This is a genomic window from Vibrio marisflavi CECT 7928 (assembly GCF_921294215.1).
Taxonomy (GTDB): Bacteria; Pseudomonadota; Gammaproteobacteria; order Enterobacterales; family Vibrionaceae; genus Vibrio; species Vibrio marisflavi.
The window spans coordinates 96142-114360 of the sequence record NZ_CAKLDM010000002.1; the positions used below are offsets into that span (position 1 = coordinate 96142).

Consider the following 18219-nt stretch of genomic DNA (forward strand, 5'->3'; position numbering starts at 1 on the left):
AAATGGGGCGAAACCACTTATGTATGCCCCGCTAACATTTCAGCTAACACTTTTTCGAGTTGCATCAACTCACAGATAAGAATCAACACATTCTCTTGTTTTGAACCAATTCATATTTTGTCGATAGATGTATGGGTATTTTTATGCATTAGCGTTGAAATGATTTTTTTCTTAGTGAAAATAACCATTTACTATTAGATCCAAGCTTACTTTTGAAAGTTGCGATATGATGGATGTTTAAACTTTTTTGAGTGTGCACTTTATGTCTATCAATGATGCTGAGAAAAAGAAAATAACGACAAGTTCAGGTGGAGGGTATAAACCCTTGCACGATTTGGAGCTTCCAAAACCTCAAGAAATAAAGGAAACAGTCCGAGAACGAGCGGCACGACAACGACAAGAACGCAGAGAGGAGTTGACCCTTACAGCAGAAGATTATGCACGCTGCGACAGAAATCGAGAACGAGTACTTGCTGAACGCGAAAAAGAAGCTCGTGTCTTTGAACTTGGCTGGCTGCAATCACCATGTACCCAGCCTCAAGAAGTGCTATGGGCAAGTCTTTTTACTGCTGAAACTAAAGAAGATCAGAAGCAGTACATCAAAAGCTGCAATTCACATCTTAACGAGCCTGTTCGAGAAGGTGAGATTGTGCTTCTTCCTACAACAGAGCCTAAAACACCAGAAGATAAGAAGCTTTTTGATGAGTGGCTTGAGCAGGCCAAGATTGCAAGTAAGGAGTTAGGAAAGCTACTTGATGAGGAAGTCGTTACTCTAAACCGTCACTTTGATTTACTTTCTTATCAGCTGGAAGAGCGAATTAAATCAGATGGTTTACCCACAGATTATCATGCTCAAGTATCGACAGGAATAGGCGCTACGGCTGCTGGAGTTGAACAGAACCTAAAGAACATTCAAGGTGTACTTTTAGAAATTAATGATTTGTACGCATCTCAAGTGGCGATGGCTAGTCGTACTGGTGGAATGAACTATGGGATATTTACAGCAGAACGAGCAGAACTATTCAAAAAACTTGATGGCTCTTTTGCCAGATTATCCAAACGTAGTGTGCAATTGCCAATTTATACACAAATAAAACGAAACTTGAAGCTTTCCACTAAGTCTGTAATCCATAATGCCGATGAAATTTTAAGAACAGGCTTCGTGAAAGAGCTTGGGAAGCGTATTGGCAACATTGCCATTGGTATTTCTGCTGCTAGAGGTTTGGGCTACATAGGCTTGATGGTCGGTGCGGTCAGTGGGGTCGATAGTATTTATGAAGCCTGTAAGGTCGATGGTAATGGTGATTGTGGCAAGACAGCAACCCGTGAAGTAGCTGGTTTTGTTGGCGGTGTATACGGGGGAAGTTTAGGTGGAACAGCAATGACTTCTGGGGTATTACTTGTTCTAGGTGTTGTTGGGGTAACTTCAGCACCCGTGCTCGCAGTTGCTGCAATAGGCTCGTTTGTTGCGGGTGGGGCTATTGGTGGTGTGGCTGGTTCTACGGCTGGCAAGGCTTTCGGCGACGAACTCTATGAGAGAATAGTAGATCTCTATGAATGGGGAGAGAGTTTATTGTGAGTGAGGCTTTAAAAGATATTGAGACTATCGTTGCCGGGTTAATTGCTACCTATGCTATTGTCTGGTCTGTTCCTGGTGTAATTATGAGTGCTATGGTTTCTTTGGGTGATCCTCAAAGAATCGTTTTTATAGATAATCAACTTTCTAAGGATGTGAATAAATTGCACTCTAATCATATGTGTATGCTTTCTGCTTACATCAGTACAAGGTTGTTCCATTACTGGGTTAAATATCCATTTATTCGTAAACGTGCAACAACTGATTCAAAAAAATTTAAAGTGTTTATGTGGGTTAATACCATGGGAGTGTGGAGCTATATTTTATCTTTTGTTTTAATCATTATTGGTAAGTTCTTAACTTAATTTCTTTATCCCAAACCTACACCGATCTTGTGGCTAGTGCCGTTTTACTCATCGCACTAGCTCTTCATAGCAACTACCTGCCATTCTTCGTGGGTTGATAATCTAGCAACTGTTGTAAAGCACTTCTGCCCAAATATCACTCAGTCATCAGCCTCAAATTTTCCTCAAACCATCGCGACAAGTCTTCATATAAACCCTCTCACAAGCCTTCCTCAAGCCATACGGCATAAGGCTTTGTCCCTAATTGCACCTACACAAGAATCCATTCTGGGGTTTTACCTACTCAGAAATAGCGAATATGGCTTGATAACTATTGACTGAATGCTCTCTATGGTTTGAACTACGGAGTAAGGAAGTACTCACCAAGTCTTAGTTAGGTGCGGGGGTATTTTATATTATCTAGTAGGAGCTTTAGTAAAGGATTATGTCATACCACTCTAACTCATCAATTATTCAACACGAGGGCGAGAACTGGGAAGTGAATGTAGGTGACAGGGGGCAATACAAAATCTGTCCTAGCCACCTTAAGAAGATGATCACACAGCTCAACATTATGGTGGAGAAATACCCAAGAGTGTTTTGTGTGGTGTTTGACTTACATCTACCAGAATACAGCGAAAATAATGCCATTATCTCAGATCTTTGGCGCAGCCTCATTCCTACCATCAAAGCAAAGTATAAAGTTAAGGACGTTGGCTACTGTTGGACTAGAGAGCAAGAAACGGCAGAGAGTCAGCACTATCACTGTGTGTTATTTCTTGATGGGAAACAAATACGTCACTCGGGTAAGTTGCGCGGTATTATTGCTTCAAAATGGAAGTCAGTAGGAGGCTCGTATTTCTCTCAGCTCGAGCATCCTGATTACAATATTGAACACAATGATTTTCAAACTAAGCAAGCGCTGATATACCGATTATCTTACCATGCTAAACAGCGAGGTAAGGGCAGAAGAGCGACACAAGCTAAAGACTACGGTATGAGTCGCTTAAAGAGAAAATGAAACTTACCTATCTATTTCGTATTAAAAAATGCCGAGAAAGCTATTTGGAAAACGCTGATTGATATACGCGCAAATCTCTTGTTGAAGCTGGTGAATCGTTTTATCAATCTCGCGATAGGTTGTTAGATGCTGTCCTTTGGCCCTACCATAACCATCAAAGCGATAACCCAGGTTATCGACTTTAGTGAGCAGCTTATCGAGTTTACGGCCTGCTCGCTCATAGGGGCTCTCTGATTGGCTTTTATAGTGCAGTTGATGGCAAAGTCGACAAGCAGGCTCTCCTGACACAATATAGAGCTGTTTACGCTTTTCGCCACAAGTAGGGCACTCAAGGTAGTAACGTTGACCACCATAGTGAGCTTGCTGGTGAATAAGCTTGACTGTGCGCTGGTAGTCTCGTTTGTATGGCAATGAGTAATAGAGCTCGATATAAGAGTCTGTTGCCCGCCATGCCAGTGACCAGACTGTTATGCCGTGCAGAGTACTTTTAATTTCACCATGGTAGCCAGTGGCTAGATAGCCGCACTTTGTAAGGGCAGTCAAATTCAGGCAAGGGTAGTCTTGGGTGTAGCGTCTTATTTGCGGTTTCATCGTCAATCCTGAGTGATGAGATCACTAGATTGTAGCAAGACACCAGCTAATGGATGATAAATTCTAATGGGTAAAAATATGGGTAGCGCTTAACTAACTGCACCCGTAACTACACCTCATAGCGCCAGATACAAAAAAAGGTTAGTGAGCACTACGCTTACTAACCTTTTAGAATTTGGTGGCCCCTCGCAGATTTGAACTGCGGACCAATCGATTATGAGTCGACTGCTCTAACCACTGAGCTAAGGGGCCAATCTAGGTGGATGATTATAGGGGATGGGGTGGGGAGTGTCTAGATGTTAGTAGCGATATTTCGCTTAGTTTTTACCCACTTAAACCGTTCAGATAAAAATAAAGCGAGCCAAGGTTCGCTTTATCATAATCATGCTTAAAAACTATTCATCCAAGAAGCTGCGCAGTGTTTCTGAGCGGCTTGGATGGCGTAGTTTTCTCAGTGCTTTTGCTTCGATCTGACGAATACGTTCACGAGTTACGTCGAACTGCTTACCTACTTCTTCTAGAGTATGGTCAGTGTTCATATCGATACCGAAACGCATACGCAGTACTTTCGCTTCACGAGGCGTTAGACCCGCTAGAACGTCTTTTGTTGCCACTTTCAAGCTACCAGAAGTAGCTGAATCTAGTGGTAGTTCTAGAGTGGTATCCTCAATGAAATCACCTAGATGCGAATCTTCGTCGTCACCGATTGGTGTCTCCATTGAGATTGGCTCTTTAGCGATCTTCAGCACTTTGCGGATTTTGTCTTCTGGCATTTGCATGCGTTCTGCCAATTCTTCCGGTAGCGGCTCACGACCCATCTCTTGTAGCATTTGACGAGAGATACGGTTTAGCTTGTTGATCGTTTCGATCATGTGTACCGGAATACGGATAGTACGCGCTTGGTCTGCAATCGAGCGAGTGATAGCCTGACGGATCCACCATGTTGCATAAGTAGAGAACTTATAACCACGACGGTATTCGAACTTATCTACTGCTTTCATCAAGCCGATGTTACCTTCCTGGATAAGATCCAAGAATTGTAGGCCACGGTTGGTGTATTTCTTCGCGATAGAGATAACCAGACGTAAGTTCGCTTCAACCATCTCTTTCTTAGCTCGGCGAGCTTTTGCTTCACCAATAGACATACGACGGCTGATGTCTTTAATGCTTTGTACAGTTAAAGAAGTCTCTTCTTCGATTGCTTTTAGTTTTTGAACCGAGCGACGGATCTCATCTTCAAAGCCTTTTAGTTTTTCAACATAAGGTTTGTCAGAAGCAAGTACTTCATCTAACCATGCTTCGTCAGACTCGTTGCCTGTGAAGATAGCAATAAAAGATTTTTTCGGCATTTTGCTGTATTCAACAGCTTGGCGCATGATCAAACGTTCTTGAGTACGTACACGATCCATAGAGGTGCGTAGCTCGTTTACTAGGTGATCAAATTGCTTAGGCGTCAAACGGAATTCAGCGAAGACTTCTTGAACTAGCTCTTGCGCTTGTGATGCGTGGCCACTTTCTGTGCCATGCTCATTAACAGCAAGTTGGTAGTCTTGGAAAGTGTTGCGAAGTGCAGTGAACTTCTCCAAAGCTAGCTCTGGATCGATACCTGTATCTTCTTCTTCCTCTTCACTGTCGTCGCTTTCTTCTCCGTCGACATCTTCTTCATCTTCGTCTTCGAGCTCTTGCTCTGAAAGTTCAGAACCGATGTGAGTTGCTGTCGGAGCAGTTGTCTCATCATCGTTAGGATCGACAAACCCAGTGATAAGGTCTGTTAGACGCAATTCTTCAGCTTGAACTTTATCAAATTGCTCAAGAATGTAAGGAATAGTTCCTGGGTATTCAGCAACAGAATTTTGTACTTGGTTGATGCCATCTTCAATGCGCTTAGCAATGTCGATTTCGCCTTCACGAGTTAGTAGCTCAACAGTACCCATTTCACGCATATACATGCGAACAGGGTCAGTTGTACGGCCAATCTCGTTTTCTACACTTGAAAGTGCAGCAGCGGCGGCTTCAGCAGCGTCTTCATCAGTGATGGTATTGTCATCGTTCAGAGCAAGATCATCGGCATCAGGAGCAGTTTCCACTACTTTGATACCCATGTCGTTTATCATCTGAATAATGTCTTCAACCTGTTCAGAGTCGACGATCTCTGCTGGTAGGTGGTCGTTAACTTCGGCGTAGGTCAGATAGCCCTGTTCCTTGCCTTTTATAACAAGTAGTTTGAGCTGTGACTGCGGATTTTGATCCATAGACGGTATCCAACTTCGTATCTGGTGAAGGAATTAGTATGCGAAATGCAAACCACGTATACTAACAAATTTTTTCATTGCTGACTAATCAAACAGGGTTACGCTTTTAAATCAAGCATTAAAGCTTGTAGCTCCCTCTTTTCTTCGGTTGATAAACCGACACTTCTTGCTTTGGCCTGCAGGTTCTCAATTTGTTTCTCAACACATTGGGCAAGTATATTGTCCAATGAGTCCAAAAAAATATCTTCTTGGTTGTCTTCGTTAAGTGGGATATTCCAACTTGCGAGACGAGACAGAAGGGTCTCATTTTCTTTATTTCGCCACTGTTCTAGCAGTTGGCCCGTTTTTATATGGGGATGGCTGTTGCAATATTCAAGCACCTCCATAAATAAACTTAATCCCGGTAAGGCTAACTCTTTAATACTTGAGAGGTCGGGTACCATTTCAGCATAGCTCGGATTTTGAATTAGCAAAGCAATTACTTCACGCATCGGAGTGCGCTTTATCTCTTTTCTAGGATTATGAGTTACTTGCCTTGCTGGCTTTTTTTTCTGCCTAAGCTGATTATCAAATCCGGTACGTTCATCGAGTATTTTTTCTAGCAGCTCTTGGAAGTACGGGTCAGGGATTTTATTAATTAGGTTAGAGGCTTGAGCTCGCAGCGCTGATTTACCTTCATTATTACCTAAATTAATTTGGTGAAGCTCAATCAAGTTATCGAATAAGTAACTTGAAAGAGGTGTTGCTTCTGCCACTTTTGTCTCAAATGCTTCGCGGCCGTGCTGACGAATATAGCTATCTGGGTCTTCACCATCTGGCAAAAATAGAAATTTTAGAGTGTGTCCGCTTTTTAGGTACGTTAGGGCATTTTCTAATGCACGCCAAGCCGCTTCTTTACCTGCTCTGTCGCCGTCATAACAACACACAACCGTATTGGTTTGCCTAAACAGTACTTGAAGATGATCGCCAGTTGTAGAGGTGCCAAGTGATGCAACGGAATAATCCACTCCGTACTGCGCGAGCGCGACCACGTCCATATAGCCTTCAACCACTAATATTTGTTCTGGTTCACGGTGAGCCTGAAGCACTTCGTATAAGCCGTAGAGCTCTTTGCCTTTATGGAAGATAGGTGTTTCTGGTGAGTTTAAGTATTTTGGGGTGCCATCGCCAAGAGTACGGCCACCAAAACCGATGACTCGTCCACGCCTGTCTCGGATCGGGAACATAACTCGGCCACGGAAACGGTCGTAGCGGTTGCCTTTGTCGTTCTCAATCAACATACCGCCAGAGACTAACATGTCTTGAGTCTCTTGAGTTTGACCAAAGTTCTTGCGAATTAAATCCCACTCATCAGAGATATAACCAATACCAAACTTCTGTACGATTTCACCAGATAGGCCACGTTGCTTTAAATAATCGATGGCAGAGCGATTTTGCGATTGCTTAAGTTGCTGGCGATAAAATTGACCAATGCTGGCCATGAGATCGTAGAGGTTTCTTTTTTGCTCACTGTTAGCACGAGGCTGATTAGATTGAGGTGCGTTTGGATTACGTTGTTCTCTTGGGACTTCTGCACCGACCAAGGAAGCAAGCTCTTCGATGGTTTCTACAAAATCGAGGCGTTCATACTCCATCAAGAAGTCAATGGCATTACCGTGTACACCACAGCCAAAGCAGTGATAGAACTGTTTCTCTTGGCTTACGCTAAATGAAGGGGTTTTCTCGTTATGGAAGGGGCAGCAAGCGCCGTAATTTTTTCCTTGTTTTTTAAGTTTTACTCGCGCGTCGATCACGTCAACGATATCAAGACGAGCTAGGAGATCATCAATAAATTGTCTTGGGATGTGTCCTGCCATAAAACCTAATAAATAAGGAAACTATTGATAGGGAAGCCTTCTTTAAACCACTAAAGGCCAAAGACAAACAAACCGCGCGTCCCAAAGGATAGCACGGTTTGCTGAAAATTTACTTGAGCTTAAGAGAGTTTAGAGCGAACTAAACCACTTACTTTGCCCATGTCTGCTCGCCCTTGAATCTTTGGCTTAAGCACACCCATCACTTTACCCATGTCTTGCATACCGGCCGCACCAGATTCAGTAATAGCACTTTCAACAAGAGCTGCAACTTCATCTTCGCTAAGCGCTTGAGGCATAAATTCCTCAAGTACGGTAATTTCTGCTTTTTCGACATCGGCTAGATCTTGGCGACCTGCTGATTCATATTGAGCGACAGAATCGCGACGTTGTTTAACCATTTTGGTCAGCACAGAGATGATGTCTTCGTCACCTAGGGTGATTTGTTCGTCGACTTCACGTTGCTTAATTGCTGATAGGGCTAAACGGATAGTGCCAAGGCGCGGTTTGTCCTTGGCTTTCATCGCTGATTTTTGCTCTTCTTTGAGTTGTTCAATAAGAGCCATAGCTAAATTCCCTTTAGAACCTAGCTATTAGTACAGACGTACACGACGTGCGTTTTCGCGAGCTAGCTTCTTAGCGTGACGCTTTTGAGCTGCTGCTTTAGCGCGTTTACGAACTGTTGTTGGTTTTTCATAGTGCTCGCGACGACGTACTTCAGATAGGATACCTGCTTTTTCGCAAGAGCGCTTGAAACGACGTAGTGCAACGTCGAACGGTTCGTTTTCACGTACTTTAACTACTGGCATATGCCTTTCACCTCAGGGGTTATTCGTTAATGCTGGCATCTTTTGACTCAACTCAAAGGATTTTTCGCTTTGATTGGTCGTTAACCAGCTAGATCAAAAATGGTGCGGAATTTTAATCCGATCCGAGTGGCTTTGTAAAGCCTTTTGTCGATTATAGTCTGTACAAAATTTGTTTGCTGATGAAAGGCAAGGTAAGATTGCGCCAATTTTGAAATTTAGACACAGCATTCTGAGATAACTATGCGCATTATTGGCATTGAAACTTCCTGTGATGAGACAGGTATTGCAATTTACGATGATGAGAAAGGACTGCTTTCTCATCAGTTATATAGCCAAGTGGATCTGCACGTCGACTATGGCGGTGTTGTTCCTGAACTTGCTTCTCGCGATCATGTGAAAAAAACGATACCACTAATAAAAGCAGCATTAGCAGATGCAAACCTAACATCGAAAGACATTGATGGTGTGGCTTACACTGCTGGCCCGGGCTTAGTTGGGGCGCTGATGGTAGGAGCGTCAATTGGTCGTAGCTTAGCGTATGCTTGGGATATACCGGCAGTGCCAGTACACCACATGGAAGGGCATTTGCTTGCGCCAATGTTGGAAGATACGCCACCACCATTCCCGTTTATCGCTTTGTTAGTCTCTGGTGGTCACACGATGCTAGTGGAAGTGAAGGGGATCGGTGAATATGCCATTCTTGGTGAATCCATTGATGATGCGGCGGGTGAAGCATTTGATAAAACAGCTAAACTAATGGGGTTGGATTATCCAGGAGGCCCAATTTTGTCTCGATTGGCAGAGAAAGGTAATCCGGGAAGGTTCAAATTCCCTCGCCCTATGACCGACCGTCCGGGGCTTGATATGAGCTTCTCTGGTTTAAAAACATTTACCGCAAATACAATTGCAGCCAATGACAATGATGAGCAGACTCGTGCTGATATTGCTTATGCTTTCCAAGAAGCAGTGTGCGATACGTTGGTTATCAAATGTAAGCGTGCTTTAAAGCAAACAGGCATGAAACGCATTGTTATTGCGGGCGGAGTGAGTGCTAACAAACAGTTACGTAAATCCTTGGAAGAATTGGCGAATAAGATTGGTGGAGAAGTCTATTATCCACGTACCGAGTTTTGTACCGACAATGGTGCGATGATCGCTTATGCAGGAATGCAAAGGTTGAAGAATGATGAAGTGGCAGACTTATCTATCCAAGTTCGACCGCGCTGGCCTATTGATGAGTTAGAGCCTATCAAAGGCTAGTTGTAATCAATATTAAAGAAAACGGTCGCTATTTATTAGCGGCCGTTTTTTCTTTGTCGCCGATTTTAGGCTCTGTGCCTTCGAACAAACGACGAATATTTTGATGGTGACGTAGCACGATCAGGCAGCACAGCATTGCAACGGGCAGAGTGAACTGAGGTTTGATCATCCAAGTATAAAGTGGTGTAAGCAATACGGTGATGATGGCAGCAAGCGAAGAATAACGAAAGATCACCACAATCGTCAGCCAAGTGGCGACAATGAGTCCGGTTAAGCCAAGTCCGATAGGTGCTACCGATCCCAAAGCAGTTGCGACGCCTTTACCACCTTTAAAGTGGAAAAAAATCGGATACATATGCCCAAGACATGCGGCAATTGCGATCACGCCAAGCATGACGGAATCTACGCCTAAGTAGTAACTTCCCCAGACTGGAATGGTGCCTTTTAACATGTCGCAAAGCAAAACGGCTATCGCTGCTTTTTTTCCGCCTATTCTGAGTACGTTAGTGGCTCCGGGATTATTGGAGCCGGAGTCTCTTGGATCGGGGAGTTTTAACAGGCGACAAATTAACACTGCACTCGAGATCGAGCCTAGCAGATAAGCAAAAATGATTATCGCAAGTGTTAATGGGGTCATGGTCTTTCTTATTACTTGAAAATAATGCTCTGTGTCCAACTAGTTGGTATGATATCGCGAATCTCCAAATTTAGTACGATTTTTTTCTCAAACTTCGGCTATGTGCTGTATAGGATGCGATTTACCATGGATAAAGTTTTTATCGAGCAGTTAGAAGCAATCACAACCATTGGCGTTTACGATTGGGAACAGGAAATAAAACAGAAGTTAGTGCTAGATATTGAAATGGCGCATGATAATCGCCCTGCAGGGTTGAGCGATGATGTGCAAGATGCACTGGATTATGCCAAAGTGAGTGAAGCAATTTTGACTCATATTGAGTCTGGCCGTTTCTTATTGGTAGAGCGAGTAGCGGAAGAAATTGCCGAGTTAATCATGTCGACGTTTTCAGTGCCATGGATAAAAATTCGCCTGACGAAACCCGGTGCGGTTCCTCAAGCAAAGGGTGTTGGCGTGGTGATTGAGCGAGGCAGCTTATGATTGTAGCCTATATCGGGGTAGGCTCAAATATAGACCCTTGTAAGCACTCTGAAGTGGCGGTAAGCGAATTGTCGAAGCTTGGATGCGATTTAAAAGTTTCGACTATTTATGAGTGTGATGCGCTAGGGTTTGACGGCCAGCCCTTTTACAACTTTGTTGTAGAGTTACAAACCAACTTAACCTTAACTGAATTCAGTCGTCGATTACGTGAAATAGAATTCGATTGGGGACGAAAAGAAAATAGCGACAAATATCAAGATCGTACACTCGACTTGGATTTGATTTTGTTTGGTGAAGAAATTTCAGAGCAGAACCCTCAGATCCCTAGAGTGGATATATATAAATATCCATTCGTTATCCAACCGTTATATGAACTTTGCCCAGATAGAGTCATACCATCTGATAGCAAAAGTATTCGTCAAGTCTGGCAAGATTCACAGCAGCTAGATTCTCTCAAACCTGTCGAGCGTTGGTTCGACATTTAACAGGCAACGGAAAGTATGAGTTACATGGAGTCGTTTTTGTTGGCCCTTATTCAAGGGCTAACAGAGTTTTTACCTATCTCAAGTTCTGCGCATTTAATATTACCTTCTGCAATTTTGGGCTGGGAAGATCAGGGATTAGCCTTTGATGTCGCGGTACATGTCGGCACTTTAGCGGCAGTTGTGATCTATTTCCGGCAGGAAGTGATTGATCTGCTTAGCGCATTTTTTGCTTCTATTTTTAAAGGTGACCGTAGTAAAGAAGCTAAGCTGGCATGGATGATCATCATCGCAACCATTCCTGCTGCACTATTTGGCTTGTTGATGAAAGACTTTATCGAACTGTATTTACGCAGTGCTTGGGTTATCGCTACAACGACAATCGTATTTGGCTTGCTGCTTTGGTGGGCAGATAAACGCTCTTCACTAACGGATGATGAATACACAGCGGATTGGAAAAAGTCGCTGTTTATTGGTGTTTCTCAGGCGCTTGCAATGATTCCCGGCACGTCGAGATCAGGGATCACTATGACAGCTGCTCTGCATTTAGGTTTTACACGTGAAGCTGCTGCTCGATTTTCTTTCTTAATGTCTATTCCTATTATTTTACTTGCAGGTGGTTATCTAGGTCTCAAGCTCGTAACGAGCGGAGAGCCAGTACATGTTGGATTCCTGCTAACGGGTATAGCTACTTCTTTTGTCAGTGCCTATGTTTGTATCCACTACTTCCTTGCTCTGATTAATCGAATAGGCATGCTGCCATTTGTTATCTATCGATTAACCTTGGGAGTTGTACTATTTGGGTTTTTATTACTAAGTTAACGAGATATCCATTGCTTGTTTCTGTAATATATGTTCCCTAACAATACCCTCAATAGATACAATGTTATGCGAATCTTTACCTTAGCCCTAGTAATCTTACTCGGGTGGTTACAATACGAATTGTGGCTTGGTAAGAATGGTGTTACCGACTACAAACTCGTAAGTAGTGAAATTACTGCTCAGCAAAAAGTGAATACGACTCTAAAAAACCGCAATGAAGAAATGTTTGCGGAAATTGAGGATCTGCGACAAGGGCTCGATGCCATTGAAGAAAGAGCGCGCCACGAGTTAGGTTTGGTTAAAAAAGGTGAGACCTTTTATCGCGTAACGAATGGAGCAAAATCATATGGCAACTGAGCACTCGGTTGTTGCCATTGTACCAGCTGCTGGAGTCGGGAGCCGCATGAAGGCGGATCGTCCGAAACAGTATTTGGCTATCGGCAAGAAAACAATCTTAGAGCACACGGTTGATAAGCTTTTATCGCATCCTAGAGTTTCAAAAGTCGTGATTGCAGTTTCGGATCAGGACCCCTACTACGAGAAGCTGTCGCTTAATGAGTGCAAAGATGTAATTCGAGTTAGTGGAGGCAATGAGCGAGCGGATTCGGTTTTGTCTGCATTGAATTATGTTACTGAAAATCAACTGACTGAGTGGGTCATGGTACATGACGCAGCAAGGCCATGTGTGCGACACTCCGATTTGGATAAGCTAATTCAACAAGCAACTGCGCACCAAGTAGGCGGGATTATGGCTTCACCTGTTCGAGATACGATGAAACGCTCAGGAAAAGGCCAAAATATAGAACATACCGTTGAACGCACCTCCCTTTGGCATGCGTTAACTCCACAGATGTTTCGATCTGAACAGTTGAAATCAGCGCTTGAAAACGCGTTAAACAGTGGAGCTGTCATCACGGATGAAGCCTCAGCAATTGAATGGGCTGGTTTTCAACCGCTGCTTGTTCAAGGTCGAGCAGACAATATCAAGATCACGCAGCCCGAAGATCTTGAACTTGCCACTTTTTACTTAAATCGAGATTAGAGGAATGACAATGATTCGAATCGGTCATGGCTTTGATGTACACAAATTTGGTGGAGAAGGCCCTGTTATTATCGGTGGTGTTTCTGTTCCTTATGAACAGGGTTTAGTCGCCCATTCGGATGGTGATGTAGCCTTGCATGCACTTTGTGATGCATTACTTGGTGCAATCGCCGCAGGTGATATCGGTCGACACTTTCCAGATACTGATGACAAATGGAAAGGAGCTGACAGTCGTGAACTTTTGAAAGAAGTTTACCGACAAGTTAAAGAGCAAGGCTATGTTCTAGGTAACTTGGATATCACTATCATGGCACAAGCTCCCAAAATGGCGCCGCATATTGAAGAAATGTGTACGACAATTGCCACTGATTTGGAAACGGATATTCGAAATGTAAATGTAAAAGCAACAACTACGGAAAAGTTGGGCTTTACGGGCAGAAAAGAAGGCATTGCCACTGAGGCAGTCGTTCTACTTATCAAACGCTAACTGTAACTCTCTATGGCAGCTAAATGCTGCATAGCACCACTATTTCGACGGAAAATTTACATGTCTGATCAATTATCCTCTTTGGCTTACCTATACGGCGCGCCAACTGCTACTGCCACAATCAAAGCAAAACCAGAGCATTTCCAGGTGAGAGAAAATCTAGGTTTTACTTTCGAAGGGCAAGGTGAGCATTTAATGGTTCGCGTGCGTAAAACAGGAGAGAACACAACTTTTGTTGCCAATGAGCTCGCTAAAGCTTGCGGTGTTAAGTCGAAAGATGTCAGTTGGGCAGGTTTAAAAGATCGTCATGCTGTGACAGAGCAGTGGCTAAGCGTTCGTCTACCGAAAGGGGAGCAGCCTGACTTCTCGGCATTTTTGAAACAATACCCTTCAATCGAAATACTGGAAACACAATGGCATAGCAAAAAGCTTCGTCCAGGTGATCTTGTTGGCAATGATTTTACTGTTACGCTATCGGAAGTAAGCGATGTTGAGTCTGTTGAAAAAAGGCTGAAACAAATAGCCCAGCAAGGTGTGCCAAACTATTTTGGTAGTCAACGCTTTGGCAATGATGGCAAGAACATAGATGAGGCTCGCCGCTGGGGAAAAGATAATGTACGTACTCGAAATGCAAACAAGCGTAGCATGTACCTATCTGCTGCTCGTTCTTGGATTTTTAATACAATTTTGTCGGAGAGAATAGAAAAACAGTACTTTAACCAGCTTATTGTTGGCGATATTGCGCAAAAAGACTCTACACTTTCCGATGTAACAGAGCAGAACATAGGGCAGCTTAACCAGTCGTTGCAAAAACGTGACGTAGCGATTACGGCGGCTCTTCCGGGAGACAATGAGCTACCAACAAAGCAACAAGCGCTTGAGCTGGAGCAGAAACATCTAGATGCAGAACCTGATTTGATGTCACTGATTAGAGGCAATAGGATGCGTCATGATAGAAGAGCTATTGCACTTCATCCTGAAAACCTTCAGTGGCAAGTTGAAAAGGACACTGTCACTCTTTCTTTTTCACTGAGTGCCGGCAGTTTTGCTACTTCAATTGTGCGTGAGCTGGCTTTGGCTAGCGAAGCAGAGCGCAGTTACTAACGATTTGAAAAGTAATCGGAACTAATACAGCAAGACAGGGATTACATTGAAAATTCTACTAAGCAACGATGATGGTGTTCATGCAAAGGGGATCCGAATTCTAGCCGAAGAGCTTGCGGACATTGCAGAAATAACTATTGTTGCTCCAGATCGAAACCGTAGTGGAGCTTCAAACTCTCTTACTCTCGAACAACCTCTACGAGTTAATCAAATAGAACCGAACATATATTCGGTGCAAGGAACGCCAACGGATTGTGTTCACTTTGCTTTGAACGAATTGATGAAAGATGATCTGCCTGATCTCTTACTATCTGGCATCAATCATGGTGCGAATCTAGGGGATGATGTACTTTATTCAGGTACGGTAGCAGCTGCCATGGAAGGGCATTTTCTTGGCGTACAATCTATAGCGTTCTCTTTAGTTGGAAAAGTTAACTTTACTACAGCAGCGAAAATCGCCAAACGGTTAGCCGTTCAGCACCTTAGTTTTCCTGTACCAACGAACCGGCTTCTTAATGTGAACGTACCGGATGTTGCAGATGTGCAGTCATTGGAGTTGGAAGTGACACGATTAGGTGCAAGGCACCATGCCGAGCCTATGTTAAAGCAGGTAGATCCTCGAGGGCATGAGATCTATTGGATTGGCCCTCCTGGCAAAGAGCAAGATGCTGGCAACGGCACAGATTTCTATGCGATTGAGCGCGGTCGTGTATCTATAACGCCGCTGCAAGTTGACTTAACTGCTCATGAATCACTCTTAACGATGGAACATTGGTTAAAGGAATCTTAATGACAAACCCGCAAGCAGATAGACTGATGGCTTTTTTAGTCTCTAGTGGTATTCGTGACCAACGAGTATTGGATGCGATATACCGTTTGCCACGCGAAAACTTTGTTTCTCAAGCCATGATGCACCAAGCCTACGACAACAATGCATTGCCTATTGGTCAAGGGCAAACCATATCTCAGCCTTACATTGTTGCGAAAATGACTGAAATGTTGAACTTATCCTATGACAGCAAAGTCTTAGAGATTGGTACTGGATCTGGTTACCAAACCGCTGTACTGGCACAATTAGTTGAACATGTCTTCTCAATAGAGAGGATTAAATCTCTGCAGTGGGATGCCAAAAGGCGCTTAAAACAACTAGATATTTACAATATTTCAACAAAACATGGAGATGGATGGCAGGGCTGGGAAGCGAAAGCACCATTCGATGCCATCATAGTGACTGCAGCGGCAGAATTTGTTCCTGACGCACTATTAGGGCAATTGAGTGAGGGTGGTGTGATGGTTATACCTGTTGGTGATGATGAACAGCAGCTGTTAAAGATCACTCGACATGGTGATGACTTTTCTACTGATATTGTTGAAATGGTTCGATTCGTTCCGCTAGTAGCGGGAGATTTAGCATAAGCATATTTACCTCGAATAACCATGATACGTTGGCCCAATAAAACGCTTTTAATTGGACTTTGCAGTGTGTTAGTTGCGTGCACTGCAAGAACTCCTGCACCTGTATCGGGGCTGCACAAGGATTATGGCTCGATCACTCGTAGTAGTTATCGCGGCAGTTATTACGAAGTAAAGAAAGGAGATACCCTCTATTTTATCTCCTATATCACAGGCAAAGATGTCAAAGATATCATTCGATATAATAACTTAAAGAAACCCTACACAATTCACCCTGGCCAGAAATTAGATTTGTGGCGTCCTGCTTATGTTGCTCCTTCATATGGAGGAGCAGGGACTGGGAAATATACAACTCCTACCAGTAGTGCAATTTCCAGTGCGTCGAAAAAAAATCAACAAGTTATTAGTGACAGCGTACCAAAAAACCAACAAACGGATAAAAAATACTCAAAAAATAGGCTTGATCAATCAAAAACAAAAGAGTATGTTGAATCTAAAGGTAAACAAAATGTTAAAAAATCTATAAATGAGACATCGCCGCCAAATAAAAAAATATCTAGGTGGTTATGGCCTACCAAAGGGAGAATCATTAAAAGCTATTCTGCAGGAGATCATGGCAATAAGGGGATTGATATTGCTGGAAGGCGGGGTCAATCGATTGTCTCTACTGCCGGAGGAACCGTAGTCTATTCGGGGAATGCACTAAGAGGTTATGGCAATCTAGTGATTGTTAAACACAATGATAATTACCTCAGTGCTTACGCCCACAATGAGCGGTTGCTCGTACACGAAGGACAAAGTGTAAAAGCAGGTCAAAAAATTGCGACGATGGGCAGCTCAGGAAGTAGCAGCGTTCGTTTGCACTTTGAAATTCGCTATCAAGGTAAGTCGGTGAATCCTAATCGCTACTTACCATAAACTTACTTGTTTAGAGTAAAACGTAGCGACATTAATAAAGTAGTAATGTCTTGCTAGCTCGCCAGGGGGAGGCACTATGAGTATCAGCAACACAGCAACAAAAGTTGAAGAGTTCGATATTGAGAATGAAGCGATGGATTCGCTTTCGAATCAAGAAGAGCTTGCTACTACCACCACTAAAGAAACCACCGAAGAAGCAAAAGAAGAATTTGAGGTATCGGCGAAGAGCCTTGATGCGACTCAACTTTATCTCGGTGAAATTGGTTTCTCACCTCTATTAACTGCTGAAGAAGAAGTTCTTTATGCTCGCCGTGCTCTTCGTGGGGATGAAGCAGCTCGTAAGCGCATGATTGAAAGTAACCTTCGCTTAGTAGTTAAAATTTCTCGCCGTTATAGTAACCGTGGCCTAGCGTTACTAGATCTCGTCGAAGAAGGTAATTTGGGTTTGATACGTGCGGTAGAAAAGTTTGACCCAGAAAGAGGATTTAGGTTCTCAACTTATGCGACGTGGTGGATTCGTCAAACGATTGAACGAGCATTGATGAATCAAACTCGTACTATTCGTTTACCAATTCATGTGGTTAAAGAACTGAACATTTACTTGCGTACCGCTAGAGAACTTTCTCAAAAGCTTGACCATGAACCTACGGCGGAAGAAATTGCACTACAACTAGATAAACCTGTTGATGATGTTAGTAAAATGCTCCGTCTGAATGAAAGAGTGAGCTCAGTAGATACCCCTATTGGAGGTGATGGTGAGAAAGCTCTGCTAGATATCATTCCAGATGCGAATAACTCTGATCCAGAAGTATCTACACAAGATGATGACATTAAATCTTCTCTTATCCACTGGCTTGATGAGCTCAACCCAAAGCAAAAAGAAGTACTGGCTCGCCGTTTTGGCTTACTCGGATATGAACCATCAACCTTAGAAGAGGTTGGTCGAGAAATTAACTTAACTCGTGAGCGTGTTCGTCAGATTCAGGTGGAAGGCCTTCGTCGTTTAAGAGAAATCCTTGTGAAACAGGGCTTAAATATGGAGAACTTATTCAGTGTAGAAGATGAGTAATTCAGCGCACTGGACATTGTTTCTAGGGGCCACTTCATCGAAGTGGCCCTTCGCTTTTA

General features: G+C 43.3%; 21 protein-coding genes and 1 tRNA gene. 15 read left to right on the top strand and 7 right to left on the bottom strand.

Translation table 11 applies throughout. The annotated features are described in order from the left end of the window. The first annotated feature begins 262 nt into the window (after positions 1–262). The 3 genes from L7A31_RS07220 (at position 263) to L7A31_RS07230 (ending at position 2941) form a co-directional block, all read left to right on the top strand. Positions 263–1579, top strand: coding sequence for a hypothetical protein (locus L7A31_RS07220; RefSeq protein ID WP_237360850.1), 1317 nt, complete (start codon positions 263–265; stop codon positions 1577–1579). Beyond that, positions 1576–1941 (top strand): hypothetical protein, encoded by a 366-nt coding sequence (locus L7A31_RS07225; protein WP_237360851.1) that lies wholly within the window; start codon positions 1576–1578, stop codon positions 1939–1941. Before L7A31_RS07220 ends, L7A31_RS07225 begins: the two co-directional genes overlap by 4 nt. Positions 1942–2365: 424 nt before the next feature. Further along, positions 2366–2941, top strand: coding sequence for a YagK/YfjJ domain-containing protein (locus tag L7A31_RS07230; RefSeq protein WP_237360852.1), 576 nt, complete (start codon positions 2366–2368; stop codon positions 2939–2941). Positions 2942–2962: 21 nt separating this feature from the next. Here L7A31_RS07230 and L7A31_RS07235 read toward each other — a convergent pair whose 3' ends face one another. The 6 genes from L7A31_RS07235 to rpsU all read right to left on the bottom strand — a co-directional run bounded on the left by L7A31_RS07235 (position 2963) and on the right by rpsU (position 8446). Continuing rightward, positions 2963–3532: a hypothetical protein gene (locus L7A31_RS07235; RefSeq protein ID WP_237360853.1), complete on the bottom strand. Its 570-nt coding sequence runs from the start codon at positions 3530–3532 to the stop codon at positions 2963–2965. 176 nt (positions 3533–3708) lie between these two features. Then, positions 3709–3784, bottom strand: a tRNA-Ile gene (locus L7A31_RS07240). Between the two features lie 143 nt (positions 3785–3927). After that, positions 3928–5784: an RNA polymerase sigma factor RpoD gene (gene rpoD, locus L7A31_RS07245; RefSeq protein ID WP_237360854.1), complete on the bottom strand. Its 1857-nt coding sequence runs from the start codon at positions 5782–5784 to the stop codon at positions 3928–3930. A gap of 98 nt (positions 5785–5882) precedes the next feature. Further along, positions 5883–7640 (bottom strand): DNA primase, encoded by a 1758-nt coding sequence (gene dnaG / locus L7A31_RS07250; protein ID WP_237360855.1) that lies wholly within the window; start codon positions 7638–7640, stop codon positions 5883–5885. Positions 7641–7759: 119 nt separating this feature from the next. Then, the gene (locus L7A31_RS07255) at positions 7760–8203 is read right to left on the bottom strand and encodes a GatB/YqeY domain-containing protein (RefSeq protein ID WP_237360856.1); all 444 of its coding nucleotides are present in this window, start codon (positions 8201–8203) and stop codon (positions 7760–7762) included. A 27-nt stretch (positions 8204–8230) separates the two neighbouring features. After that, positions 8231–8446 (bottom strand): 30S ribosomal protein S21, encoded by a 216-nt coding sequence (rpsU, locus tag L7A31_RS07260; RefSeq protein WP_001145625.1) that lies wholly within the window; start codon positions 8444–8446, stop codon positions 8231–8233. Between the two features lie 240 nt (positions 8447–8686). Between rpsU and tsaD the strand changes: the two genes are divergently transcribed. After that, positions 8687–9706 carry a tRNA (adenosine(37)-N6)-threonylcarbamoyltransferase complex transferase subunit TsaD gene (gene tsaD, locus L7A31_RS07265; RefSeq protein ID WP_237360857.1) on the top strand — a complete coding sequence of 340 codons (1020 nt, stop codon included), beginning with the start codon at positions 8687–8689 and terminating at the stop codon, positions 9704–9706. A gap of 28 nt (positions 9707–9734) precedes the next feature. Here the strand turns inward: tsaD and plsY are convergent, their stop codons facing one another. Continuing rightward, positions 9735–10343 (bottom strand): glycerol-3-phosphate 1-O-acyltransferase PlsY, encoded by a 609-nt coding sequence (gene plsY, locus L7A31_RS07270; RefSeq protein WP_237360858.1) that lies wholly within the window; start codon positions 10341–10343, stop codon positions 9735–9737. Positions 10344–10469: 126 nt separating this feature from the next. On the opposite strand from plsY, the gene folB reads away from it, so the two are divergent. The 11 genes from folB (at position 10470) to rpoS (ending at position 18160) form a co-directional block, all read left to right on the top strand. After that, on the top strand, positions 10470–10823 hold the full coding sequence (gene folB / locus L7A31_RS07275) for a dihydroneopterin aldolase (RefSeq protein ID WP_237360859.1): 354 nt from the start codon (positions 10470–10472) through the stop codon (positions 10821–10823). Next, a complete protein-coding gene (gene folK, locus L7A31_RS07280) occupies positions 10820–11308 on the top strand; it encodes a 2-amino-4-hydroxy-6-hydroxymethyldihydropteridine diphosphokinase (RefSeq protein ID WP_237360860.1) in 489 nt (162 codons plus the stop codon). Before folB ends, folK begins: the two co-directional genes overlap by 4 nt. Before the next feature lie 15 nt (positions 11309–11323). Beyond that, positions 11324–12127: an undecaprenyl-diphosphate phosphatase gene (locus L7A31_RS07285; protein ID WP_237360861.1), complete on the top strand. Its 804-nt coding sequence runs from the start codon at positions 11324–11326 to the stop codon at positions 12125–12127. A gap of 66 nt (positions 12128–12193) precedes the next feature. Next, positions 12194–12484, top strand: coding sequence for a cell division protein FtsB (ftsB, locus tag L7A31_RS07290; protein ID WP_237360862.1), 291 nt, complete (start codon positions 12194–12196; stop codon positions 12482–12484). Then, the gene (gene ispD, locus L7A31_RS07295; RefSeq protein ID WP_237360863.1) at positions 12474–13169 is read left to right on the top strand and encodes a 2-C-methyl-D-erythritol 4-phosphate cytidylyltransferase; all 696 of its coding nucleotides are present in this window, start codon (positions 12474–12476) and stop codon (positions 13167–13169) included. Before ftsB ends, ispD begins: the two co-directional genes overlap by 11 nt. A 10-nt stretch (positions 13170–13179) precedes the next feature. Next, entirely contained in the window at positions 13180–13656 is a 477-nt protein-coding gene (gene ispF, locus L7A31_RS07300; RefSeq protein ID WP_237360864.1) for a 2-C-methyl-D-erythritol 2,4-cyclodiphosphate synthase, read from the top strand. A 60-nt stretch (positions 13657–13716) separates the two neighbouring features. Continuing rightward, positions 13717–14760 (top strand): tRNA pseudouridine(13) synthase TruD, encoded by a 1044-nt coding sequence (gene truD, locus L7A31_RS07305; RefSeq protein ID WP_237360865.1) that lies wholly within the window; start codon positions 13717–13719, stop codon positions 14758–14760. A gap of 40 nt (positions 14761–14800) precedes the next feature. Continuing rightward, a complete protein-coding gene (surE, locus tag L7A31_RS07310; RefSeq protein ID WP_237363526.1) occupies positions 14801–15550 on the top strand; it encodes a 5'/3'-nucleotidase SurE in 750 nt (249 codons plus the stop codon). Then, the gene (locus L7A31_RS07315) at positions 15550–16176 is read left to right on the top strand and encodes a protein-L-isoaspartate(D-aspartate) O-methyltransferase (RefSeq protein ID WP_237360866.1); all 627 of its coding nucleotides are present in this window, start codon (positions 15550–15552) and stop codon (positions 16174–16176) included. Before surE ends, L7A31_RS07315 begins: the two co-directional genes overlap by 1 nt. Before the next feature lie 21 nt (positions 16177–16197). Further along, entirely contained in the window at positions 16198–17091 is an 894-nt protein-coding gene (locus tag L7A31_RS07320) for a peptidoglycan DD-metalloendopeptidase family protein (protein ID WP_237360867.1), read from the top strand. A gap of 76 nt (positions 17092–17167) precedes the next feature. Further along, on the top strand, positions 17168–18160 hold the full coding sequence (gene rpoS, locus L7A31_RS07325) for an RNA polymerase sigma factor RpoS (RefSeq protein WP_237360868.1): 993 nt from the start codon (positions 17168–17170) through the stop codon (positions 18158–18160). Positions 18161–18219 lie beyond the last annotated feature (59 nt).